Raw genomic sequence first — 20,711 nt, 5'->3', positions numbered from 1 at the left:
CGGCGGCCCGGATCCGGGGGTGCGGATGAGCCGAGTGACCGGCCGGGCGCCCGGCGCCTCGCGGTTCCGGGAGTGGCGCCACGAGCGCGGCTCCTGGGTGCTCTGCGAGGAGGTGCGCGCGGGCGTCCACGAACTGGGCGCGCTTCTGGCCGCCCGCCGGGACCACGGCGAGATGTCCGCCCGGGACGCCCAGCTGCTGCACGGTGCTCAGGAGGCCCTGGAGCGGGCGGAGAACGCCGTGGACGCCGTCGCGCACAGCAGGTGCTTGTCCGGGTCCCATGTGACGACCGCCCAACTCCATTTGAATTCGGGGCGGTCCCTATGGATGCGGACGCTCTCGCCGTTGGAGTTGCAGTCCTACCTGCCCGCCATGTACGCCACGGTCAAGCAGCATCTGCCGCCGACCGACGAGAACCGGGTGTTCGTGGAGCGAATCGCCCGGGAGACCTGCGACGCGCAGGAGGCCGGACGGTCCGCGTCACTCACCGACGAGCAGCTGATCAGCCTCGTCGCGGCCGTGGACGCGGCCCGGCAGGCCGCGCTGCGCGAGAAGCTGCGCGCCGAGAGCTTCGTGCGGATCGTCCAGTGGATCACCGTGTTCCTGTGCGCGATCGTCGTCCTCATCGGGGTGCTGTCGGCGCTCTGGACGACGGCCGTCCCGCTGTGCTTCACCCCGTCGCCGAGTCCCGGCGCGCAGGGCGAGTTCGGCGTCGTCTGCCCGACGAACGCGGCGGCGTCCGTGCCCGCCGGGGAGCTGGCGGCGCGGACCCGCGCGACGGCCGGCTGGGGCGACTACATCGTGGTCGAGTTCGTCGGCCTCGTCGCGGCCGGGATCGCGGCGGCGTCGGCGCTGCGGAAGATCCGCGGCACGTCCACCGCGTTCGGCATCCCGGTCGCGCTGGCGACGCTCAAGCTGCCGACCGGGGCCATCACCGCGGTGCTCGGGCTGCTGCTGATGCGCGGCGCGTTCATCCCGGGGCTCAGCGCGCTGGACTCCTCGGCGCAGATCATCGCCTGGGCCGTCGTCCTCGGGTACTCGCAGGAGCTGTTCACCAAGTTCGTCGACCGGCAGGGGCAGGCCGTCCTCGACAGCGTCCGGGACCCGGCGCACACCGCGCTGACGCCGGCGCCTCCGCGCGGCCCGGCAGGCCCGGCGGACCGGCCGTCCCCACCGCAGCAGTGAGGTCGCCCAGCCGTCCAGGACGACCCGTCCGGGCGAGGCGTTCAGCAGCGTCGGGGTGGCCGGGTGGTGTTCGCGGTCCTCCTCATTTCGCGATCAGGAGCCGGTCGCCGGACCGGGAGAGGACGGTGATGCCGAACGGCGCGCCGCCGCGTCCGTCCGGGAAGGTGACGGCGATGCGGTTCGCTCCCCGCCGCGCCCAACGGCCCCGCACCGGGCGCGGACGGTCGTCGGGCCCGGCGCGGTGCTCGATGAACGTGCCGTCCTCGCGGAACTCGATCCGGCGCCGCGGCCGCCGCGCGGGACGGAACGGATGGTCTGCGGGCCGGTACACCGCCGCCTCCCCGGTGTCCTCCTCGAAGGCGTGGATCCAGGCGCCGGTCACGTCCGGCGGCGGACCGTTCATGCAGCCCCCTCTCCCCGACCGGTCACTTGCCGGACTCGTGCCCGACGAGCCCCAGCATGTTCTGGATGTCGGCGAGGACCTCCTTGGTCAGCCGCTCGGAGTCGTGCAGGAGCCGCTCCACATCGCCGTCGCCGGGCTCCGCCTGGGCGGGCGCGACGGCCGCCGCGGGCTGTTCGGCGGGCGCCGCCTGCCGCGCGACCAGGAACGATGCCCGAGCGCCCTCCAGGCAGGCGTTGATCCGCTCGCGCTGCCCCTGGGTGAACATGAACATGCTGTCGTCGTCGACGTAGTCCATGTAGTTCATGAACATGTCGCCGTTCGGCCCGTTGTCGCACGTGACGTGCGGGAAGGCCGGCTTGCCGACGTTGCAGTCCGCCTGGTTCGGCGTGTCGGCCACCCGGTCGTCGTTGCTGCACGCGCCGTCGTCGTCGCCCCAGATGTGGAAGAGATCGAGCCAGTGGCCGATCTCGTGGGTGGCGGTGCGGCCCCCGTCGTACGGGGCGGTGGCGGTGCCGGTCGTCCCGAAGGCCGTGTGCAGGATGACCACGCCGTCGGTCGGCGGCGGGCCGCCGGGGAACTGCGCGTAGCCGAGCAGGCCGCCGCCCAGCCGGCACACCCAGACGTTGAGGTACTGGTCGGTCGGCCACGGGTCGGAGCCGCCGGTCGCGGCCGCCTTCACCCCGTCGTCGACGTCGAAGGAGGTCCGGTCGGTGCCCACCCGGACGATGCCGTCGGTGGGGTCGCCCCGCGGGTCCACGGTGGCCAGGGCGAACTCCACCTCGGTGTCGGCGATCAGCGTCCGCCACACCTCCGGCACCCGTGACACGTCGGGGTTGCCGGCCCGGAAATCGCGGTTGAGGACGTCGATCTGCGTGTGGATCTGCGCGTCGTCGAGGTTCTGCTCCGGCGTGTTGTAGACGACGTGGACGACGACCGGCAGGGTGACCACTCCGCGGCGCACCGAACTGCGCCGCCCGGTCTCGTACTGGAGTGCCCGGCTCTCGATCCGTGCGCGCTGCGCGCGGTAGGTCATGCTCTCGTTCAGCAGCCGGCGGTGCACATGCATGGCGCCGCACAGATCGCGTCTCGGTGCCGGGAAGTTCTCGGTCATGGCGAAGTCCTTTCGCGTTCTGCCGGCCCGCGTGGGGCCTGCCTTGCCGCTAGACCTACCTGTCCCCGTACGAGTTTTAAATCGCGAAAACCCAAAAACATCCAAAATCAGGCAACTATTGCAGTTTCAATTCTTTGGTGAGTTAGGCAAAGCGTATGCCGCTCGAATGCCCGTCCCGTGCGGTGAGCTGCCCGGGCCGCGTCTGACCGTCGTTCACGGGAGTGGTTCGTAGAACGAGTCGACGGCGGGTTGGCCGGTGTAGTTGGGGCCGGCGTGGTCGTCGGCTCCGAGGTAGCGGTACGGGAACCGCACCTCTCCGTGTCCGCGGCGGGAGACGCGGCGGCGAGCCGAGTCGTAGGCGAACCCCTGGGCGCGCAACTGGGCGGTGAGCCGGAGACCGGTGGACGCGCCGTCCGCAGGACGCACCGAGCGGGCGTCGAAGTTGGCGACGAAGAGCCCGTCGGCGGTGAGCCATGACGCGATGCGGCTCAGGGCGCCGAGCTTGTCGCCCACGTAGTGCAGCCCGTGCACGCACGTGATCAGGTCGAAGCGGGCGTCGGGGACCCAGTCGACCACCGAGCCGCTGACCAGCCGCAGAAACGGAGGGAAGGGGCCCGGCACGAAGTGGTCCACGAGGTCCAGCCCGGTGATCTCGGCCTGGGCGGCCAGGCTGCGTCCGGCCAAGAGCCCGGCCGCCTCGGCCGGCGCCCGCCCGCTCCCGCAGCACACGTCGAGCCACCGCACGGGCGTCGACGCCTTGGCGCGGCCGTCCAGCTCGGCCATCACGTCGATCCCGAGTTCCCGGCCGTAACCGTTGGAACCGCTGAGGGACCGCTCGCGATTCATCATGCAGTTAGCCACGACCGACGAATCCGCCAGCGCACCATCATCGAGCAAACGCCTCACCGCCATATTGTGGCCTATCCCCCCGTGTTAAGACGGGCAGAGAGCGGCCTCGGCGACGCGCATGACGCGCCGGAAGTCGTCCATGTCCGCCGGCTCCGTCGTGATGGACAGGGCGAAGGCGGGGCCGGGACGGCCGCCGCGGTCGACGAGCACGCCGGCCAGCATCGAGTAGCCGTGCATCTGTCCCGAGTGGCCGACCAGGTCCCCGCAGGACAGGTGGTTCGTCTCCAGTCCGAGCCCGTACTCGTCCACCGCGCCCTCGGCCGGCACCATGCGGCGCATCTCGGCCAGTTCGGCGGGACGCAGCAGCCGGCCGCGCAGCAGCGCCCCGAAGAACCGGTCGATCTCCGCGGGGGTGGAGACCATGTCACCGGCCGCGTCCATGTGGCCGGTGTCCTGCTCGGTCACGTCGATGAAGCCGGGCGCCTCGATGTAGCCGCGGGGGTGGGCGCCCCGGATGCGGTACTCGCGGGGGCCGGGGGAGTAGGTGTGCCGCAGCCCGAGCGGCCGGACGATCCGGCGCCGGACCTCGTCCCGCCAACTCGGCGCTCCGGTGACCTGCTCGATCAGCTTCCCGAGCAGCAGGTACCCGGTGTTGGTGTACGACCAGGGGCCGGAGGCGGGCTCCAGCGTCAGCGCGTACCGGATCAGCTCGTCCCGGTCGTGGTGCCGGAACCGCTGGTCGGCCCACTCCCTGCCCTGGGGAAGGAGCGTCCCCGGATCCGGTAGCCCGCTGGTGTGCTGGAGCAGCTGCCGGACGGTGATCGCGCGGCCGTCGCCGCCTCGCCCGCGCACGACGCCCGGCAGGTACCGCTCCACGGGCGCGTCCAGCCGTATCCGGCCCTCGCCGACCAGCTGCAGAGCGACCGTCGCGACGAACGCCTTGGTGGTCGAGCCGACGCGCACCAGTCCGTTCGGCGGGACGGGACGGCCGGTCCGCACATCCCCGGTCCCGCTGCGCAATGTGACGGTCGTGCGGCCGGCCACGGTCATCAGGGCGCCCGGAACACCGACGTCCCGCACCATCCCGTCCAGTTCCTGCTGAAGGCGCCCGGTCGGCGCCGCAGCGGCGACGGGGGACGGCACCACGATGCCGCTGAGCACGGTCAGAAGTGCGGCACTGAGCCGGAGAAGCATGGAAACACCACTTTCGTCTCGATTGAGACCCAGGCTTTCCTCTCCGGCGCCGCGACCGCAGTGACACGCGCCCCCCAATTCTTGGTGTCGCGGGCTACACCACGGCCCGACGCGTCATCGGTGGATCGAGGCTAAAGAACCGTGCACGCAGATGAAAGAAATGATCCCGGCCATGGCCACATCATTTCGGAGGAAGCAAAAAGAGAAAGGGGAGGCCATGAAGACCAGCCGTATGGTGGGGCTCGCCACGTCCGCCGTGGCAGCGTTCGTCCTGTCCACGGCCGGCGCCGCGCAGGCCGCGCCCGCCGGAACGGCCGACGTGAACGGGCCGTCCGGCTGCAACTGGAACGTGTGCGTCTACACCGCGTACACCGGCTCGGGCTACCAGGTCTGGGCGGAGTTCGACCACACCGCCGTCCAGGACGGGCACCTCGACGTCTGGGGGCCGGGCCTTTCACGCAGGTCCTCGCCGAACGGTTACTGGCCCGCCGGCCACGACACGAGTCGGTGGTCCGGACGGGGAAGCGGGCAGGTGTGCGCCGAGGGCTGGTCCCGCTACGCCGGGAAATGGCACTCGGTGGGCCTGCCCTGCGTGACCATCTGACCCGGAACCGGCGCGCTCCACCACCGAGCGGTGCGGATCTGAACGGGGGCGAGACGGCCCCGGACGATGTCCTCGCACGTCCGGGGCCTGCTCACGCATGCCGTCGCCGCGGCTCGGCGGCGGCGGTTGCACCGGTGCGGCCTTCCGGGTGATGCTGCTGGTCCAACCCCGCGGCGCCAACAGCTTTGGTGGGTCATGGACGTGGTCAGTTTCGCCGCCATTCCGGCGAAAGAGCGGTTCGCCTTCTGGCGCGAGATGAGCTCGAAGATGTGGATGCCGCTCGACGCGCACAGCGAGCCGCATCTGCAGGACACCTTCCAAGCCCATGTCGCACTCGGCGGGCTCGGCTCCGTCCAGGCGACCTTGCTGACCGCGACGTCGCTGACGATCCAGCGCACGTCCAGGCTCATCCGCCAGTCAGACCCGGAGACCTTCTTCATCACCTGCGCCGTGCGCGGCAACGCCACGGCGGAACAAGCCGACCGGGACGCCGAATTGCGCACCGGCGACCTGATGCTCCGTGACAGCTCGCGCCCCTACCTGACCAGATTCGGTTCGACGGACCCTGCGGGCGGCCAACTGCTCTCGCTGCAGTTCCCGCGCTCGGTGCTGCCCTTACCCGAGCGCGGTCTGCGGGACCTCAGCGCGGTCCGCATCCGAGGCGATCGGGGCATCGGTGCGCTGGCCTCGCAGTACCTGCTGGAACTGGCTCGACGCCTCGAACAGTTCAGCGCGGCCGAAGCCCTGCGCGTATCCACCCTGACCCTTGACGTCCTGACCGCCGCGTTGGCCGGCGCCCTGGACGCCAACGGCGACGTACCGCCGGACAGCCGCCGAAGCGCGCGCCTCGCCCAGATCCACGCGTTCATCCGAACGAATCTGGGAGATGCGCACCTGACCCCGAGTGCGATCGCCGCCGCCCACCACATCTCGTTGAGCTACCTGCATCAGCTGTTCCGGGCCGAAGAGCGCACCGTCGCCGGCTGGATCCGCGAACGCCGCCTGGAGCAGTGCCGGCGCGACCTGAGCGACCCGCTCCTCACCGCCACCCCGATCGGCGCCATCGCGGCCCGCTGGGGCTTTACCAGCCCGGCCCATTTCAGCCAGGCCTTCCGCGCCGCCTACGGCCTCTCACCCCGCCAATTCCGCCGAACAGCGGTGACGAACTCCCCATAAGACCCGCGGCCCCGCGCCGCCTTCGTCGCATGTGCACGCTCGCTAAACAAGTGTGCACTCTGCCGTAAGGACAAGATCTTCTGCGTCCCGCACCCTCGAACAGAGAAACCGACACGTTCCGAGAGGGCAGAAGGACGATGAAGTACGGGAAAAGACTGACGGTGCTGCTCCTGGGAGTGGCCGCGACGCTCCCGCTGAGCGTCACCGCGAACGCCGCACCCGCCGGATCTCCCTCAACCGCAAGGGCGTGCTCGCCCGGTACCAGTTACATCAGCAACCAGGGCGACATCGGCCTCGGCGTCATGTTCGACTGGCGGGGCTACGGAAAGATCTACGCCGCGGGCTACTACGACAAGACCCTGCCGGTCGGCCAGCGCACGGACTGCGCCGCGGGCTTCGGCTGGCCCTACGCCGACGGCTACTACGTCGCCTCCGGCTACTGCGCCGAGATCAGGACCACCGACTCCAGCGGCAGATGGGTGCGCTACAGCACCGTCCAGGCCGGCCAGTCGTGGCGCCCCGACCTCGGCCGCTCCTTCGAAAGGTGGGAGGTCAACCAGTACCGCTGCTGACGGCAAGCGCGGTGGACGCCGGCCATCCCGGGCCGGGGCCCGGGATGGCGGCTGCGCGCCTCCGTTGCGGCGCGAGCGATGGCCGGGCTCAGCCGTGGCGGACGGCGGTCCCGGGACGCCGGCCGAGCGTCCGCGAGATGCCCAGCCCGCTCGCCGGAACGGACGGCAGCGCGGCCTGGTGCTTGACCGACCCCTTCCGCAGGACGACCGACAGCACTCCGCCGGTGTGCGAGGGTTCGAGCGGGGATCATCGCGTTGCCGGGTTCGCCGAGGAGGGTGGGAGCGTGAGCAGATGATCGGCGTGGACGGCCCGCGTGTCGCCATCGTGGGAGGTGGCATCGGGGGGCTGGCGGCCAGCGCGTTCCTGCGTCGCGAAGGGATCCCGGCCACCGTCTACGAGCAGGCGTCGCAGCTCAGGGAGGTGGGGGCGGGCCTGGTCGTGGCCCCGAACACCGCCCGGCTGCTGCGGCGGCTCGGTGTGCTGGACGCCTTCGCCGCCCGTGCCGTCCGGCTCGACGTCGGCTGGGAGTTCCGGCGGTGGCGGGACGGCACCGTGCTGTCCGCCGAGGACCTGGCCTCGGCGTGCGAGCGGCTGTACGGGGAGCACACCTACACCGCGCACCGCGCCGACCTGCTGGACGTCCTGCGATCGCTCGTTCCCGGAGGCGGCCTCAGACTCGGCGAGCAGTGCGTCGAGGTGACCGTCCGCGCTGACGGGCGTCCGGTGCTGCGCTTCGCCGGCGGAGAGAGCGTCCAGCCCGACGTCGTGATCGGGGCGGACGGGATCCACTCGGTCGTGCGGGGCGCGATCACCGCGTCCGCGCCCGCGACCTACTCGGGCATCTGCGCCTTCCGCGCGCTCGTCCCGTCCGGGCGCGCCCCGGCCTTCGCGCGGCGCAGCGCCCAGACCCTGTGGATCGGGCCCGACCACCATCTGGTGCATTACCCCGTTTCCGCCGGACGTTCCGTGAACCTCGTCGCGTTCGCCCCCGCGCGGGACGATGCCGTCGAGTCCTGGACCGCGACGGCGACGGTGGAGGAGTTCCTCCACGAGTTCGAAGGCTGGGACCCGAGGCTCACCGCGCTCATCCGCGCCGCCGGAACCCCCGGGCGCTGGGCCCTCCTCGACCGCGCGCCCCTGCGGAGTTGGAGCGAGGGCGCCGTGACGCTCCTGGGCGACGCGGCCCACCCGATGTTCCCCTTCTTCGCGCAGGGAGCCGCCCAGGCCATCGAGGACGCCGCCGTCCTCGCCCGCTGCCTGGCCGACGACCCCGCCGACCCGCCCCGCGCTCTGCGCCGCTACGAGCGGCTGCGGATCCCCCGGACCACCCGCCTGCAGGAGGTCAGCCACGCCCGGTCCCACGTGAACCACCTGCCGGACGGCCCGGAGCAGCAGGCCCGGGACGACTCCTTCGCCGACGCCGACCCGCTGGTGGCCAACGCCTGGATCTACGACTACGACCCCGACGACGCCTTGGCGAGGACGTCGGACACGTGATTCGGACACATGATGACGAAGGAGCCGAGCCCCGATGACCCACGACCACACCGCGCCCGACGCCGCCGCGGAGCAGGCACGCCGCGAAGAGGAACTCCTCGTACGGGTGCTGCGCTCGTTCGACGACTGCGCCGACCCCCGGCTCAAGGAGTTGATGCAGGCGCTGGTGCGGCATCTGCACGCCTTTCTCCGCGACGTCCGGCTCACCGAAGAGGAATGGCGGAAGGGCATCGAGTTCCTCACCCGGGCCGGTCACATCACCGACGACGTCCGGCAGGAGTTCATCTTGCTCTCCGACGTGCTCGGCGCGTCCATGCAGATGATCACGATGAACAACCGGGCCCACGGCGACGCCACCGAGGCGACCGTGCTCGGGCCGTTCTTCGTCGACGACGCACCCCGGATCGAACTCGGCGGCGACATCACCGGGGGCGCGCCCGGCGAACCGTGCTGGGTGGAGGGGACCGTCCGCGACACCGAGGGCGCCCCCGTCCCCGGCGCCAGGATCGAGGTCTGGGAAGCCGACGCCGACGGCCTCTACGACGTGCAGCGCGACGGCGACCGCACCATGGGACGAGCCCACCTGTTCACCGGCCCGGACGGGGAGTACCGGTTCTGGGCGAACACGCCGACCCCGTACCCGATCCCGGACGACGGCCCGGTGGGCGGGCTGCTCGCCGCCGTAGGCCGCTCTCCGATGCGCGCCTCCCACCTGCACTTCCTGGTGAAGGCGGACGGATACCGGACCTTGGTCACCCACATCTTCGTGCGAGGCGACGCCCTCCTGGAATCCGACACCGTCTTCGGCGTACGCGGCTCACTGGTCAAGGAGTTCGAAGGACACCCGGCCGGCGCACCGACCCCCGACGGCCGCGCGATCGACGGCACCTGGTCGAGGACGCGTTTCGACATCGTCCTGGCCCCCACCGCCTGACGTCCCGACCGCGACCGCCCCTCCCGTCACCGAAGTCTGCGGATTGAAAGACCTTCCGTGACGGGACGGGCCTGTAGCGAGAAGCGCGATCAGGGCGCAGGGCGTGACGCGTCAGCTCTGAGCGGGAAGCTTGCGCAGGGCGATCGCCTGACTCGTGGCGAAGAGCGCGACGTCGACGGCCACGGTCACGACCGCCGCGACGATGAGCACCGTCGCGGCGGCGGCCGAGGCGAATCCCACGGCCGTGGCCGCGAGCACGTTGGCGACCATCACCAGCCGAAGCGCGAGCCGCAGCGGTAGCCGGGCGAGCATCCACACGATGCCTCCGGCCCACACCACTACGGCGATACCGGCGGCCGCGATCAGAAGCGGAGAGAACGCGATCCCCTGAGCGATCTGCCCCGAGAACAGCGCCACCGCAGTGCCGACCACCGCGCAGTAAGCGGCATCGAGGCGAAGACTCCACCGTCCGAACTTTTCACCGTAGTTCCGTTGCATAGCCATCTCTCTACCATGCTGTGGCGCGGTAGGCGCTGGTGCAGCGGCCGATGGCCGGGGCGTCCTCGGCCATGGCAGCGGTACTTTCGCGCGACGGGTCACCATTGGGTGATGAGCGGTGTGTCCGGTTCGTGCTGCCGCCAGGCTCGGGTGATGCGCGCGAGGCGGGTGGGGGCGGCGATGCCGTGCACGGCTGCGATCCTGCCGCCGGTGATGTCGAACGCCACGACGCCGACGACCTGGCCGCCGAGCACGAAGAGGATGGCGGAGCCGCCGTTGACGAGCGCGTAGTGGACGGTGGGCGTGCCGCCCGCGAACCGCCGTTTCGCGGGTGTGGGATTGAAGCCGGCTCGTGCGATGGCGGCGATGCGCTGCGGAGTGTCGTATCGCAGCAGCGTCCCGGTCAGGCCGGCGCCGTCGGAGATCGCGGTGGCGTCGTCGGTGAGCAGCGCCACCAGCCGTTCGGTGCGGCCCGAGGAGGCGGCGGCGAAGAACTCCTCGACGACTTTGCGGGCCGATGCCGCGTCGACTTCGCCGCGGCCGCCGCGGTGCGCGGCGGTGATGCGGCGCCGGGCCCGGTGGAGGTGCTGATGGCTCGCGGACTCGGTGATGTCGAGGATCTCCGCGATCTCGGTGTGGCTGTAGGAGAACGCCTCGCGCAGGACGTAGACGGCCCGCGCGACGGGCGACAGGCGCTCCATGAGCGTCAGCACGGCCAGGGAGACCGCCTCGCGCTGCTCGAACGAGTCGGCCGGGCCGAGCATCGGGTCGCCGTCGAGGAGCGGTTCGGGCAGCCAGGCGCCCGCGGTGCGTTCGCGGCGGACGTGTGCCGAGCGGAGCCGGTCGAGGCACAGGTTGGTGACGACCTTGGTCAGCCATGCCTGCGGCACCTCGATCCGCCGCCGGTCGGCCGCCTGCCAGTGCAGCCACGCGTCCTGCACGATGTCCTCGGCGTCGGCGGCCGAGCCCAGCAGCCGGTAGGCCAGCGAGGCCAGCCGGTTCCGGCCGGCCTCGAAGCGGTCGGTGGCGGTGCTGTCCACGCGGACCAACCTATGCGGCGGCTAAAGGGCCGACTTCTCAGCGGACGCGGACGCCTGCTCGGCGATCGCCTCCGGTGCGGCGGCCAGGCGGCGCCTGCGCCTGGGGCGGCCGAAGGTCGGGTGAGCGGTGCCCCACAGCGCCCCCCGCTGGATGCCCGCCTTGATCCGCACGGCCTTCCGGCCGCCCACGTACCTCGGCTTCGCCTGCCCGGCACCGTCGATCAGTTGCAGGATCCCGTCCCACCGCCCGAGGCTGATCGCGTTGTACCAGTAGACCAGCCTGACGTTCGGGATCTTGCGGCCGGTCAGCCGTCCCACGATCGCCTCGATGGCCTGCCGGCCGGTGTAGCCGGCCGAACCGCAGTTCATCGGCAGTCGCAGGCCGTTGTCGCCGAGGGTGTGGACGCTGTCGCCGATGGCGTAGACGTTCGGGTGCGAGACCGACCGCATGGTGCGGTCGACGATGATCTGACCGTCACCGGCGACCTCCAGGCCGGCGCCGGCGGCGATGGGGCTGACCGCGAACCCGGCCGTCCACACCGTTGCGTCGGACGCCAGGACGGTGCCGTCGGCGCACCGCACCCGCGCGGCCTCCACGGCTTCGACGCCGGTGTGCTCCAGGACGGTGATGCCCAGCCGGTCGCAGGCCCGGCGCAGGTGGCCGCGAGCTCCGGCGGACAGCCGGGCGCCCAGTTCGCCGCGGGCCAGGAGCGCCACCGACAGGCCGGGCCGGGATTCGGCGATCTCGGTGGCGGTCTCGATGCCCGTCAGCCCGTCGCCGACGACCAGCACTTTTCCGCCTTCGCCTCGCACGTCCAGGACGTCCAGCCGCTCGCGCAGGCGCAGCGCCGAGGGCCGTCCGGCGACGTTGAAGGCGTGCTCGGCCACGCCGGGGACGCCTTGATCGGCGGCATGGCTGCCGAGGGCGTACACGAGCGTGTCGTAGCCGACCTCGCCACCGCCGTCGGCGTCGGCAACGGCGACCACCCGGCGTTCAGGGTCGACGGCGGTGACACGGGCCACGCGCAGCCGGATCCCCGTGCCCGCGAAGACGTCGGTGAGCTGCGGAGCCTCGATCTCCCGGCCGGCCGCGAGCTGGTTCAACCGCTGCCGCTGGACGAAGTCCGGCACGGCGTTGACCACGGTGATCTCGGCGTCCGCCGGGGACAGCCGGCGGGCCAGGTTCCCGGCCACGTAGGCCCCGGCATACCCGGCGCCCAGGACGACGATGCGGTGCTTCATGTGCTGCTCCTGTCGGTCGCTCTGCTCCTTCGTGGAGTTGAGCGGGACAGCGCCGCGATTACTGACAGGGGTCGTGTATGGCATGGGTCACACGACGGCCGAGGCGTAACCGGCCAAAGACCAGCCGGCGGGAACAGGTGCCCAGCAGCGGCCTGTACAGCACCGTCTGCGGGTGGTGTCAGTGGGTGGTCTCAGCGGGTCACGCGTCGCGACGGCTCGTGTCACGACGGTCGGCGTGTCCGGTTTGTCCGGCGGCTTGGGCGGCCTGGACGAACTCGCGGACGCGTTGGGTGGTGTTGGTGTTCAGCCACATCGGGCCCCAGCGGATCGGCGGGGCGTCGCTGAAGGGGAGATAGGCGATGTCGGGGCGGGGGTAGAGCCGGGCGACGTTCGCGCCGACGGGGAAGACGCCGCGGCCCGCCGCGACCAGGGTGAGGGTCTCGCTGAAGCTGGCCGCGCGCGGCCCGCGCGGGACCGGTGCGCCCGACGGCGTGGAGGCCGGGTTGCGATCGTGCCGGAACGCCTCGGGCATGTCGGCCGGCACCCCGATCACGGGGTGCGCGGCCAGTGCCTCGACCGACACCTCCCGTTCTCCCGCCAGGGGATTTCCGGTCGCGACCGCGAGCATCCGCGGCTCGCGGAGCAGGACCGGTCCGGCCACCACGTCGGGCTGGGCGGCGATGAGGATGTCGGTGATCAGGACGTCGATGTCACCGTCCCGCAGCCGGGTGACCGCGTCATGCCCCTGTGTCTCGTGGATGTGCACCTCGCAGTCGGGGTGCCGCAGGCTGAACTGCGCGACCGCCTTGAGCAGCAGTTGGCCGGCGATGGCGCTGAGGAAGCCGACCCGCAGTTCACCGGTGATGCCGCGGCCGGCGTCGATCGCCCGCTGCACCGCGTCGTTCATCCCGGCGGCCAGCGGGGCCAGGTCGTCGGCCAGCCGGCGGCCGATCGCCGTGAGCCGCACCTGGCGGCTGGTGCGTTCGAACAGCGGCGCGCCGATCATCCGTTCCAGCTTCCTGACGGTCTGGCTGACCCGGCTGGAGGTGACGCCCACCCGCTCGGCGGTGCGTCCGAAGTGCAGTTCCTCGGCCAGCGTCAGGAGCACCTCGAGTTCGTGCCGCTCCAGCACCGCAGCCCCCGATCGCGTAGTTCAGCTAACCGATCGTAGCGCGATCAGGCGTTGATGGGGGGCCGCACCGGACGGCATCGTTGATCACACCGGCCCCTGATGACCAGCAGGAACATCGGCGGCGGGGAACCGTGCCCTGATGGTGAGGAGGCATCGATGGACGCTGAGCGAAAGATCGTGGCCGGGCTGTTCACATCGCTGGACGGTGTGGTGGAGGCGCCGGAGGCCTGGCACTTCCCGTACCTGGACGAGCAGATGGGCGCCGCGGTCGGTCAGATGCACGCCGAGGCCGACACACTGCTGATGGGGCGGGTGACCTATGAGGCGTTCGCGTCGGTCTGGCCGCACCAGACCGGTCCGCTGGCCGATGCGATCAACGGCATCCGCAAGCTGGTCGCCTCCACCACCCTGCGCGACGCCGGCTGGAACAACGCCGCCGTGATCGACGGTGACGTGATCGCCGCGGTCAAGGAGCTCAAGCGGCAGCCGGGCAAGAACGTCAACCTGTCCGGCAGCATCAGCCTGACCCGCGCCCTGCTGGAGGCCGGGCTGCTGGACGAACTGCGGCTGCTGGTGCACCCGATCGTGCTGGGCAGCGGTCAGCGGCTGTTCCCCGAGGGCACCGTCCGTACTCCGCTGACCCTGGTCGGCTCTGCCACCTACGCCTCCGGCGTGATGGACCTGATCTACCGACCGGCCTGACCCGTCCCCCCAGGTGCGAGCGGTGCCGCCGATCAGCCGGCCGGACCGCGGACACCGGACCTTGAACACGAGAGCGAGAACCACATGTCCTTCCAGGCCTACCTCGACACCATCGAAGACAAGACCGGGCTGACGCCGCGCGAGTTCATCGCACTGGCCCAGCAGCGCGGCTTCGACGATCCCGCCGTCAAGGCCACCCCCATCATCGAGTGGCTCAAGCAGGACTACGACCTCGGCCGCGGGCACGCGATGGCCCTGGTGCACGTCATCAAGAAGGGCGCGAAGATCGACGCCAAGCACGTCGGAACCTCGGGCTCGCACCGCGACGAGTCCGACACGCTCTGGCTCGACGGGAAGCACAACCGCCCCGCCTGAGGGGCACCACCGGGCAGGCCGGGCTGTCGGCGCCGCGCGGCGCCGCGTGGGCCACAGCCCGGCGTCCACGACAGCCCGGCGTCCACTCCGGCCGGCCGGACGCCTGTGTCCGGTCGGCCGGAGACGGCTCGCCGCCGGGCAGCGGCTGATCGTCGATCGGCGGGCTTGCGCGGCTCAGCTGCGGGCGGCGGCGAGGGCGAGAAGGTTCTGGTTGCCGTCGGCCCAGGTGGCGGTCATGACGACGCCGGTGATCCGCCATCCGCCGGCGGTGTGAGCGAGGTCGAAGCGGTAGTTGCCGCCGAGCGTCCACAGCGGGGAGCCGTGCGGGGTGGCCAGCCGGTGGGTGGCCTGGAACGCGGCGGTGCAGACGGCGCGGTCGCCGTCGATGTCGACGAGGTGGTTGGTGATCAGGTGCTGGGTGGCGTCGAAGCCGCCGAGCGTGGCCGACCACGCGTCGACGATCTGGCGCGGCGTCAGCACGGCGGGCTCACCGCCGTTCAGGCTGGTGTAGTCGAGCGTGACCTTGTCGGCGAACACGGTCTCGAGCCGGTCCCACTCGCGCTGGTCGGCGTGCCATGCCATGCGCGTGCACGTCTCGATGATCTCCAAGGTGGACATGGGGGCCTTTCGTCGTTCGGATGTACGGTGTGCGGTCTACTTGATCTTGCGGGTGTAGACGACGCGGTCGATGAGGCGCTCGGTCTGTCCGGGCGGAGTGAAATAGAGATCGAACGTGGGCTTGCCGCGGAGGTCGATGACGGTGCGCATCGGTATGGTCCTGCCCCGGTACTCGGGGCCGAGGATGCCCGGGTCGGTGAACTCGCCGGGGATCGACAGCACCGACGGCGACCCGGTGACGGGTGCGCCGCGGTAGGTCATGGCAGTGGGGGTGACGCTGTCGAAGGTCGTCCACTCGTAGCGCCGGTCGATGGTGGAGAAGCCGAGGACCCCGACGCGGAAGTAGCGGTCACCGGCGAGGGTGCCGGAGGTCCTCTCCTGCAGGAAGCGCCCGCCGGTCTTCCTGATCCAGTTCACCTTGACGACGATGTCGCGGGAGACGACCGGTGCACCGCCGGCGCCGAGGACGTAGTTGGTCTTGACCGCCCTCCAGGTGCCGGCCAGCGGGTCGAGCGCGCGGTGATACGGGCCGGGCGCCAGGTCGCCGCCCGGTGAGGGCGCGGCCGTCGTGGACGCGGCGGGTTTCGGCGCGACCGTCGCGGTGGAGGCGCCGGCCGCGCCGGTCAGCCCGAGGACGGCGACGGCCGCGGCGGCCGGCAGCGCGAGCCTTCTGATCAAGGTCGGTCCCTTCACGGAGGATGCCCCGCGGGTCAGAGGGTGGCGGTGAAGTGGGCGGCCGCGGCGTCCGCGGCGAAGGTGACCTGGGGCTCCTGGTCGTAGAAGTCGAACTGGACGCCGTCCGTCCACACGAGGTCCTTGGGGCCGGCGAGGCCGTCGTGGAAGCGGCGGGCGCCGTCGGGGATGGCGGCGTCCTCGCTGTGCACGAGGACGGTGGGGGCGGTGATCCGCGGGGCCAGGGCGATGGAGTCGAACGTCAGCCAGCCCTTCCAGGCCATGACGGCGAACCGGTTGGGCCAGGCGGGGACGCCGCCGCGGTCGGGGTTGAGGTAGAAGTCGACGTCCATGGGCAGCGCGGCGCGCGGGTCGGTGCCGCTGACCATCGGCACGTACTCGACCTCGCCGGTCTCGCGGTACCGGGCGTGCGCCTTCTCCGCGGCGCTGATCTTGTTGGCGACGCCGTCGTCACCGCCGTAGTTCTCGGCGCAGAGCCGCGCGTCGTGCAGCCAGGGAGCCACCAGTGCCAGGGACCGGACGCGGGGATCGTCGGCGGCGTTGGCGCTCATGTACATCGCGGCCGCGCACACTCCGAGCGCGCCGAGGCGCGTGCCGTCCACGCCCGGATGCCCCGCAAGGAACGTCACGGCGTCGCGGATGTCGCGGATCTTCAGTTCCGGTGATTCGACGTCGCGGGGCTCGCCGCCGGACTCTCCGAAGCCGGTGAAGTCGAACGACAGCGCCGCGTATCCGCGGTCGGCGAGGCGTTCGGCGTACCGGTCGGCCATCTGCTCCTTGACGCTGGTCCAGGTCCCGGCGACCACGATGCCGGGTGCCGGGGCGGCGGCGTCGGGCAGGAACAGATGCCCGGTCAGGGTCGCGCCTTCGCTGGAGAAGGTGACCTTCTGGCGGGAGGTCATGAGGCATTCCCTTTCATCGGCCTAGTCGGCGTAGGTGAGTTCGGCCCTGGTGATGACCGGGCCGGAAACGGTGAAGGCGTAGTGGGCCGCGAAGCCGCCGGTGCCTCCGGGCGCGAAGCGCACCAGCAGGCGCTGATGGCCGGGCCGGTTCTCGACGATCTCGCTCACCGTGAGGGTCCCGCCGATGACCTCTGCGTCCGCCCAGGCGCGGATGGCGTCGCGGCCGTTGAAGCGGCGGCCGACGTCGATCAGGACGGCGTCCCGGGCGAACGCTCCGGCGAGCGCGTCGAGATCCTTGCCCGCGACGGCGTCGACATAGGCGCGTACCGGCCGCAGCAGCCCCGGCACCGCTCCCTCGCGCGGGGGCGGCGCAGATGTCGAGGACGGGCCCGCCGCCGCCGGCGCGTCGGCGTCGCCGCAGCCCGCCGCGGGAGCGAGAGCGAAGGCGACGGTGACGGACGCGACGAGCAGACGCCGCAGCCGCGGGGGCATGGGCTTGATCGCCGTGGTCACCGGCGAAAGCCGTCGGCGTGCGCGTTCGCCCACTGCTCGAAGGTCCGGGGTGCGCGTCCGGTGACCTCCTGGACGGTCGGGCGGACGATCGACTCGTCGAGCGAGCCGTCGACGTAGAAGTCGAAGAACGCGTCGACGTACTCCGCGGGCATGGCGGCGGACATCTCGGCGCGGGCCTCCTCGTCCGACAGGCCGACGGCGCGCAGGTCGCGTCCGAGCACCCTGGCGAGGACGGCGACCTGGTCGGCGGGCAGCAGCGCCTCCGGTCCGGTCGGCCAGAGGATCTCGCCCCGGTACCCGTCGCCGAGCAGTGCCCGCGCCGCGACCGCACCGAGGTCGAACGGGTCCACGCAGGCCACCGCCACGGTCGGGAACGGGACCCGGATCTGGTCGCCCGCCTGGATCTGCGGCAGCCACCGCAGCGCGTTGGACATGAAGCCGCTCGGCCGCAGGAACGTCCACGGCACCCCCGACTCCCGGACGGCCGCCTCGGACTGTGCCATGTAGCGCGTGACCGCGTTGGTCATGTCGCCGCTCCCGGCCGAGCCGCCTGACAGCAGGACGACGTGTTCCACGCCGGCCCGGCGGACCTCGGTCAGCAGTCCGGGCATGTCGGCGTGGCCGGGCAGCAGGAACGCGGCGTGCACGCCTTTCAACGCGCCCGTCAGGGTGCCGGGCCGGTCGAGGTCTCCCGACACCGCCTCGGCCCCGTCCGGCAGCCGGGCCCGCTCGGGGTCGCGCACCAGTGCCCGGACCGGCGCGCCGGCCGCCGCCAGCGCGCGCACGACCTCCGAGCCCACGTTGCCGGTGGCGCCCGCAACAAAGATCATTTCGTGCTCCCCTCTCGGGAGGACCATCGCCCCCGATGGCCACTGAACTATACGGATCAGTACACATGAACACAACGGTACAGTTCAGTTGGTCCTATGCTGGCAGCCGTGACCGAAGGACGACGGACCCCCACCGGCGAGCGCGCGGAACGCAAACGGGCCGCGATCATCGACGCCGCCCGCCAGGTGTTCCTCCAGCACGGCTTCGAAGCCGGCATGGACACCATCGCCGCACGGGCCGGCGTGTCCAAGGTGACCATCTACAACCACTTCACCGGCAAGGAAGAACTGTTCGCCGCCGTGATCGGCGACGCCCTCAAAAGCGCCCTGGGCGAATCACTGGCCTACGCCGAGGAATGCCTGCGCCGCGACGACGACGTCCGCGACATGTTCACCGCCACCGCCCGCGCCTGGTACCACAACATGACCAGACCAGAGGTCCTCAGACTCCGCGCCCTCGTCACCTACGAGCAGCGCCGCTTCCCCGAACTCGGCCGCGCCTGGCAGGAAAGCGGCCCCGGCCACTTCAACTCCCTGTTCGCCGCCGCCCTGCGCCGCCAGATCGACCAGGGCGTCCTCACCATCCCCGACATCGACCTGGCGATCATCCAGTTCTACTCCCTGACCCTCTACCCCCACCTCGTCCACGCCACCTACGGCACCCCCATCGACGAAAAGACCGCCGACCACCTCATCACCAGCGGCGTCGCGATGTTCCTCGACCACTACCGCGCGTAGTCCCTGGCCCAGAAGCCCATGCCGTCCGGGCGGCGTTAGGGATCCGATACGGCCGAGCCGTGCACCATGGTGTCGACGATGGTTTTGACAAAGGGCCGGGTGACGGCGCCTGGTGGTGCGCTGACCAGGGTGAACAGGGCGCTGCCGTAGAGCGCGATGAGTGCCGGGACCTTCTCGTGTGCGATCTTCAGCCCCAGCTGGTCATGGTGCCCGGCGGTGAAACGCACCGCGGCCTCCTGTAGCCCCGCCAGCGCCGCGGCCAGTGCCGGGCGGCGCACCGCCTCCAGCTGCAGCTCGAAGATCGCAAGATAGCGGTCGCGCAGCGCGGTCGCCGCCGTGAACAACGACTCGGTCAGCATCTCCACCAGGTCGGCGCCGCCCGCGGGCTGGTGCCCGGCCGCCTGCTCCATGTCGGCCAGGTGCAGCTCGACCACCCGTTCGGCCGCGGCCACCAGCAGGGCCTCGCGGCTGCGGAAGTAGTTCGACGCCGTGCCGGCCGGCAACCCCGCCTGCTTCTCCACCGCCCGGTGGGTCACACCGTGCACTCCCGAGGCCGCCAGCAGGGCGATGGCGGCGTCGGTCAGGGCTCGGCGGCGGGCGAGGTTGGTGGGCGGCACGACACCATGCTACCAATATTCGTAGTAGTACGATCGTAGTGAATGGAGGACGGCATGCGCGTCATCGTGGTCGGTGCGGGGCTGGGCGGGGTGACGGCGGCGGTGGGGCTGCACCGTCAGGGGCACCAGGTCGTCCTCTACGAGCGGGGCGCCGAGCTCCGCGAGGCGGGCACCGGCGTGGTGATCATGCCCAACGGGCTGCGGGCCCTGGCGGAACTCGGCTACGACACCCATGACATCGGCGGAGCGCGCCCCGCCCCCGCCCGCACCGGAGGGCTGCGCGACTGGCGCGGACGGCCGCTGCTGATCACCGACGCCGCGCAGGCGCAACGCCAGGTCGGGTCGATGGTCGTGGCCGACCGGACACGGCTGCACCGCGCCCTGCGCGCCCCGCTGCCCGCCGGCGCGGTGCGGACCGCGACACCGATCTCGCGGCTGGAGGCCGGCGCGGACGCGGTGGCGGTGTTCGGCGACGGCGACCGCGTCGACGAGGCGGACGTGGTGATCGCGGCCGACGGGATCGGCAGCGAACTGCGCGGCCGGCTGTTCCCCGGCCACCCCGGCCTGCGCAGGATCGGCCGCATGGACCTGCGCGGCACCCTGCCCCGCCCCGCGGAGCCGGACGTGGAGGAACTGCTGGCCGGCATCCTGATCGACCGGCGCACCGGTGCGATGTTCGGGCTGTTCCCCCTCGGCGCCGACGGGCTGTACTGGTTCACCGACTCTCCGCTGCCCGAAACCCTCCCGGAGCCGGAGCAGGCCCGTGAGCTGATGCTGGCGCTGACGGCCGACTGGCACCCGGCCGTCCCCGCACTGCTGGCGGCCACCGCGGCCGACGACGTCTACGTCGACCCGATCGCCTGCCTGGCCGAACCACTGCCCACGTTCGCCACCGGCAGGATCGCGCTGCTCGGCGACGCCGCACACGCCATGACGCCCGACCTCGGGCAGGGCGCCAGCCAGGCCTTCGAGGACGCCGCCTCACTCACCCGCCACCTCACGGAAGCCGAGCCCGCGCAAGCGGCCGAGCGGCTGCTGCGCTACGACGCCCAGCGCCGCCCACGCGCCAACCGCCTGATGCGAGCCGCTGAACGGCAGTCCCGGCTGACCTCCCAGACCGGAGCCGCCGCCTGGATGCGCGACACCCTCCTCCGTGCGATCCCAGCCCGCCTGGCCACCCGGCAGCTCGCCGCCATCTGGCACGCCTAGCACCTCTCGCGCCTTTCGGGGCAGTCCCGCCCGCCTCGCGGCGGTGCACAACTCCGAAGCAGTGCCGCTCCGCCGATG

General features: G+C 71.6%; 25 protein-coding genes. 10 read left to right on the top strand and 15 right to left on the bottom strand.

Going from position 1 to position 20,711, the window contains the following annotated elements; genetic code table 11:
• The first annotated feature begins 25 nt into the window (after positions 1-25).
• Positions 26-1,183, top strand: coding sequence for a hypothetical protein (locus tag HUT06_RS32825; protein WP_176199241.1), 1,158 nt, complete (start codon positions 26-28; stop codon positions 1,181-1,183).
• Between the two features lie 82 nt (positions 1,184-1,265).
• Here the strand turns inward: HUT06_RS32825 and HUT06_RS32820 are convergent, their stop codons facing one another.
• From HUT06_RS32820 to HUT06_RS32805, 4 genes are all read right to left on the bottom strand, one after another.
• Positions 1,266-1,586 carry a hypothetical protein gene (locus HUT06_RS32820; RefSeq protein ID WP_176199240.1) on the bottom strand — a complete coding sequence of 107 codons (321 nt, stop codon included), beginning with the start codon at positions 1,584-1,586 and terminating at the stop codon, positions 1,266-1,268.
• 22 nt (positions 1,587-1,608) lie between these two features.
• Positions 1,609-2,697, bottom strand: a complete 1,089-nt coding sequence (locus HUT06_RS32815) for a zinc metalloprotease (RefSeq protein ID WP_217711560.1) — start codon at positions 2,695-2,697, stop codon at positions 1,609-1,611.
• A 213-nt stretch (positions 2,698-2,910) separates the two neighbouring features.
• Positions 2,911-3,546, bottom strand: coding sequence for a trans-aconitate 2-methyltransferase (locus HUT06_RS32810; protein ID WP_254715503.1), 636 nt, complete (start codon positions 3,544-3,546; stop codon positions 2,911-2,913).
• Positions 3,547-3,630: 84 nt separating this feature from the next.
• On the bottom strand, positions 3,631-4,740 hold the full coding sequence (locus HUT06_RS32805; RefSeq protein WP_176199238.1) for a serine hydrolase: 1,110 nt from the start codon (positions 4,738-4,740) through the stop codon (positions 3,631-3,633).
• A 217-nt stretch (positions 4,741-4,957) separates the two neighbouring features.
• Between HUT06_RS32805 and HUT06_RS32800 the strand changes: the two genes are divergently transcribed.
• The 3 genes from HUT06_RS32800 to HUT06_RS32790 all read left to right on the top strand — a co-directional run bounded on the left by HUT06_RS32800 (position 4,958) and on the right by HUT06_RS32790 (position 7,092).
• Positions 4,958-5,344 carry a hypothetical protein gene (locus tag HUT06_RS32800; protein WP_176199237.1) on the top strand — a complete coding sequence of 129 codons (387 nt, stop codon included), beginning with the start codon at positions 4,958-4,960 and terminating at the stop codon, positions 5,342-5,344.
• 195 nt (positions 5,345-5,539) lie between these two features.
• The gene (locus HUT06_RS32795; RefSeq protein ID WP_176199236.1) at positions 5,540-6,520 is read left to right on the top strand and encodes a helix-turn-helix domain-containing protein; all 981 of its coding nucleotides are present in this window, start codon (positions 5,540-5,542) and stop codon (positions 6,518-6,520) included.
• A 161-nt stretch (positions 6,521-6,681) separates the two neighbouring features.
• Positions 6,682-7,092, top strand: a complete 411-nt coding sequence (locus HUT06_RS32790) for a hypothetical protein (protein WP_176199235.1) — start codon at positions 6,682-6,684, stop codon at positions 7,090-7,092.
• Between the two features lie 88 nt (positions 7,093-7,180).
• On the opposite strand, the gene HUT06_RS45350 is transcribed toward HUT06_RS32790, so the two are convergent.
• Complete coding sequence (locus HUT06_RS45350; protein ID WP_302931856.1) at positions 7,181-7,309, bottom strand: hypothetical protein; 129 nt, start codon at positions 7,307-7,309, stop codon at positions 7,181-7,183.
• Between the two features lie 75 nt (positions 7,310-7,384).
• Between HUT06_RS45350 and HUT06_RS32785 the strand changes: the two genes are divergently transcribed.
• The gene (locus tag HUT06_RS32785) at positions 7,385-8,590 is read left to right on the top strand and encodes an FAD-dependent monooxygenase (RefSeq protein WP_176199234.1); all 1,206 of its coding nucleotides are present in this window, start codon (positions 7,385-7,387) and stop codon (positions 8,588-8,590) included.
• A 34-nt stretch (positions 8,591-8,624) separates the two neighbouring features.
• The gene (locus tag HUT06_RS32780; RefSeq protein ID WP_176199233.1) at positions 8,625-9,524 is read left to right on the top strand and encodes a dioxygenase; all 900 of its coding nucleotides are present in this window, start codon (positions 8,625-8,627) and stop codon (positions 9,522-9,524) included.
• Positions 9,525-9,635: 111 nt separating this feature from the next.
• Here the strand turns inward: HUT06_RS32780 and HUT06_RS32775 are convergent, their stop codons facing one another.
• The 4 genes from HUT06_RS32775 to HUT06_RS32760 all read right to left on the bottom strand — a co-directional run bounded on the left by HUT06_RS32775 (position 9,636) and on the right by HUT06_RS32760 (position 13,436).
• On the bottom strand, positions 9,636-10,022 hold the full coding sequence (locus tag HUT06_RS32775) for a hypothetical protein (protein ID WP_176199232.1): 387 nt from the start codon (positions 10,020-10,022) through the stop codon (positions 9,636-9,638).
• 98 nt (positions 10,023-10,120) lie between these two features.
• Positions 10,121-11,062 (bottom strand): sigma-70 family RNA polymerase sigma factor, encoded by a 942-nt coding sequence (locus tag HUT06_RS32770; RefSeq protein WP_176199231.1) that lies wholly within the window; start codon positions 11,060-11,062, stop codon positions 10,121-10,123.
• Positions 11,063-11,083: 21 nt separating this feature from the next.
• Positions 11,084-12,304, bottom strand: a complete 1,221-nt coding sequence (locus HUT06_RS32765; RefSeq protein WP_176199230.1) for an NAD(P)/FAD-dependent oxidoreductase — start codon at positions 12,302-12,304, stop codon at positions 11,084-11,086.
• A gap of 199 nt (positions 12,305-12,503) precedes the next feature.
• Positions 12,504-13,436 (bottom strand): LysR family transcriptional regulator, encoded by a 933-nt coding sequence (locus HUT06_RS32760; RefSeq protein ID WP_176199229.1) that lies wholly within the window; start codon positions 13,434-13,436, stop codon positions 12,504-12,506.
• Positions 13,437-13,592: 156 nt separating this feature from the next.
• On the opposite strand from HUT06_RS32760, the gene HUT06_RS32755 reads away from it, so the two are divergent.
• The gene (locus HUT06_RS32755) at positions 13,593-14,138 is read left to right on the top strand and encodes a dihydrofolate reductase family protein (protein ID WP_176199228.1); all 546 of its coding nucleotides are present in this window, start codon (positions 13,593-13,595) and stop codon (positions 14,136-14,138) included.
• Between the two features lie 84 nt (positions 14,139-14,222).
• On the top strand, positions 14,223-14,513 hold the full coding sequence (locus tag HUT06_RS32750) for a DUF4287 domain-containing protein (protein WP_176199227.1): 291 nt from the start codon (positions 14,223-14,225) through the stop codon (positions 14,511-14,513).
• A gap of 174 nt (positions 14,514-14,687) precedes the next feature.
• Here the strand turns inward: HUT06_RS32750 and HUT06_RS32745 are convergent, their stop codons facing one another.
• From HUT06_RS32745 to HUT06_RS32725, 5 genes are read right to left on the bottom strand one after another with little or no spacing between them, the layout of a single operon-like run.
• Positions 14,688-15,131, bottom strand: a complete 444-nt coding sequence (locus HUT06_RS32745) for a nuclear transport factor 2 family protein (RefSeq protein WP_176199226.1) — start codon at positions 15,129-15,131, stop codon at positions 14,688-14,690.
• A 36-nt stretch (positions 15,132-15,167) separates the two neighbouring features.
• Positions 15,168-15,809, bottom strand: a complete 642-nt coding sequence (locus HUT06_RS32740; RefSeq protein WP_176199225.1) for a DUF1579 family protein — start codon at positions 15,807-15,809, stop codon at positions 15,168-15,170.
• Positions 15,810-15,841: 32 nt separating this feature from the next.
• Positions 15,842-16,726: an alpha/beta hydrolase gene (locus HUT06_RS32735; RefSeq protein ID WP_176199224.1), complete on the bottom strand. Its 885-nt coding sequence runs from the start codon at positions 16,724-16,726 to the stop codon at positions 15,842-15,844.
• A gap of 21 nt (positions 16,727-16,747) precedes the next feature.
• A complete protein-coding gene (locus HUT06_RS32730) occupies positions 16,748-17,239 on the bottom strand; it encodes a nuclear transport factor 2 family protein (RefSeq protein WP_176199223.1) in 492 nt (163 codons plus the stop codon).
• Positions 17,236-18,069 (bottom strand): NAD(P)H-binding protein, encoded by an 834-nt coding sequence (locus HUT06_RS32725; RefSeq protein ID WP_176199222.1) that lies wholly within the window; start codon positions 18,067-18,069, stop codon positions 17,236-17,238. Before HUT06_RS32725 ends, HUT06_RS32730 begins: the two co-directional genes overlap by 4 nt.
• A gap of 108 nt (positions 18,070-18,177) precedes the next feature.
• Here HUT06_RS32725 and HUT06_RS32720 point away from each other — a divergent pair, with 108 nt between their 5' ends.
• The gene (locus HUT06_RS32720; protein ID WP_217711559.1) at positions 18,178-18,807 is read left to right on the top strand and encodes a TetR/AcrR family transcriptional regulator; all 630 of its coding nucleotides are present in this window, start codon (positions 18,178-18,180) and stop codon (positions 18,805-18,807) included.
• A 35-nt stretch (positions 18,808-18,842) separates the two neighbouring features.
• On the opposite strand, the gene HUT06_RS32715 is transcribed toward HUT06_RS32720, so the two are convergent.
• Positions 18,843-19,424, bottom strand: a complete 582-nt coding sequence (locus HUT06_RS32715; RefSeq protein WP_176199220.1) for a TetR/AcrR family transcriptional regulator — start codon at positions 19,422-19,424, stop codon at positions 18,843-18,845.
• Positions 19,425-19,466: 42 nt separating this feature from the next.
• Here HUT06_RS32715 and HUT06_RS32710 point away from each other — a divergent pair, with 42 nt between their 5' ends.
• Positions 19,467-20,633, top strand: a complete 1,167-nt coding sequence (locus HUT06_RS32710; RefSeq protein WP_176199219.1) for an FAD-dependent monooxygenase — start codon at positions 19,467-19,469, stop codon at positions 20,631-20,633.
• The last annotated feature ends 78 nt before the right edge of the window (positions 20,634-20,711 follow it).

It is taken from the genome of Actinomadura sp. NAK00032 (assembly GCF_013364275.1).
Taxonomy (GTDB): domain Bacteria; phylum Actinomycetota; class Actinomycetes; order Streptosporangiales; family Streptosporangiaceae; genus Spirillospora.
The sequence above is the reverse complement of the archived record's forward strand: the minus strand, read 5'-3'. Positions and strand labels throughout refer to the sequence as shown.

Excerpts from the sequence above, each read along its gene's own strand:
- HUT06_RS32825 (WP_176199241.1), top strand. The coding sequence starts at position 26 with ATGAGCCGAGTGACCGGCCGGGCGCCCGGCGCCTCGCGGTTCCGGGAG.
- HUT06_RS32820 (WP_176199240.1), bottom strand. The coding sequence starts at position 1,586 with ATGAACGGTCCGCCGCCGGACGTGACCGGCGCCTGGATCCACGCCTTC.
- HUT06_RS32815 (WP_217711560.1), bottom strand. The coding sequence starts at position 2,697 with ATGACCGAGAACTTCCCGGCACCGAGACGCGATCTGTGCGGCGCCATG.
- HUT06_RS32810 (WP_254715503.1), bottom strand. The coding sequence starts at position 3,546 with ATGATGAATCGCGAGCGGTCCCTCAGCGGTTCCAACGGTTACGGCCGG.
- HUT06_RS32805 (WP_176199238.1), bottom strand. The coding sequence starts at position 4,740 with ATGCTTCTCCGGCTCAGTGCCGCACTTCTGACCGTGCTCAGCGGCATC.
- HUT06_RS32800 (WP_176199237.1), top strand. The coding sequence starts at position 4,958 with ATGAAGACCAGCCGTATGGTGGGGCTCGCCACGTCCGCCGTGGCAGCG.
- HUT06_RS32795 (WP_176199236.1), top strand. The coding sequence starts at position 5,540 with ATGGACGTGGTCAGTTTCGCCGCCATTCCGGCGAAAGAGCGGTTCGCC.
- HUT06_RS32785 (WP_176199234.1), top strand. The coding sequence starts at position 7,385 with ATGATCGGCGTGGACGGCCCGCGTGTCGCCATCGTGGGAGGTGGCATC.
- HUT06_RS32780 (WP_176199233.1), top strand. The coding sequence starts at position 8,625 with ATGACCCACGACCACACCGCGCCCGACGCCGCCGCGGAGCAGGCACGC.
- HUT06_RS32775 (WP_176199232.1), bottom strand. The coding sequence starts at position 10,022 with ATGCAACGGAACTACGGTGAAAAGTTCGGACGGTGGAGTCTTCGCCTC.
- HUT06_RS32765 (WP_176199230.1), bottom strand. The coding sequence starts at position 12,304 with ATGAAGCACCGCATCGTCGTCCTGGGCGCCGGGTATGCCGGGGCCTAC.
- HUT06_RS32755 (WP_176199228.1), top strand. The coding sequence starts at position 13,593 with ATGGACGCTGAGCGAAAGATCGTGGCCGGGCTGTTCACATCGCTGGAC.
- HUT06_RS32750 (WP_176199227.1), top strand. The coding sequence starts at position 14,223 with ATGTCCTTCCAGGCCTACCTCGACACCATCGAAGACAAGACCGGGCTG.
- HUT06_RS32745 (WP_176199226.1), bottom strand. The coding sequence starts at position 15,131 with ATGTCCACCTTGGAGATCATCGAGACGTGCACGCGCATGGCATGGCAC.
- HUT06_RS32735 (WP_176199224.1), bottom strand. The coding sequence starts at position 16,726 with ATGACCTCCCGCCAGAAGGTCACCTTCTCCAGCGAAGGCGCGACCCTG.
- HUT06_RS32725 (WP_176199222.1), bottom strand. The coding sequence starts at position 18,069 with ATGATCTTTGTTGCGGGCGCCACCGGCAACGTGGGCTCGGAGGTCGTG.
- HUT06_RS32710 (WP_176199219.1), top strand. The coding sequence starts at position 19,467 with ATGGAGGACGGCATGCGCGTCATCGTGGTCGGTGCGGGGCTGGGCGGG.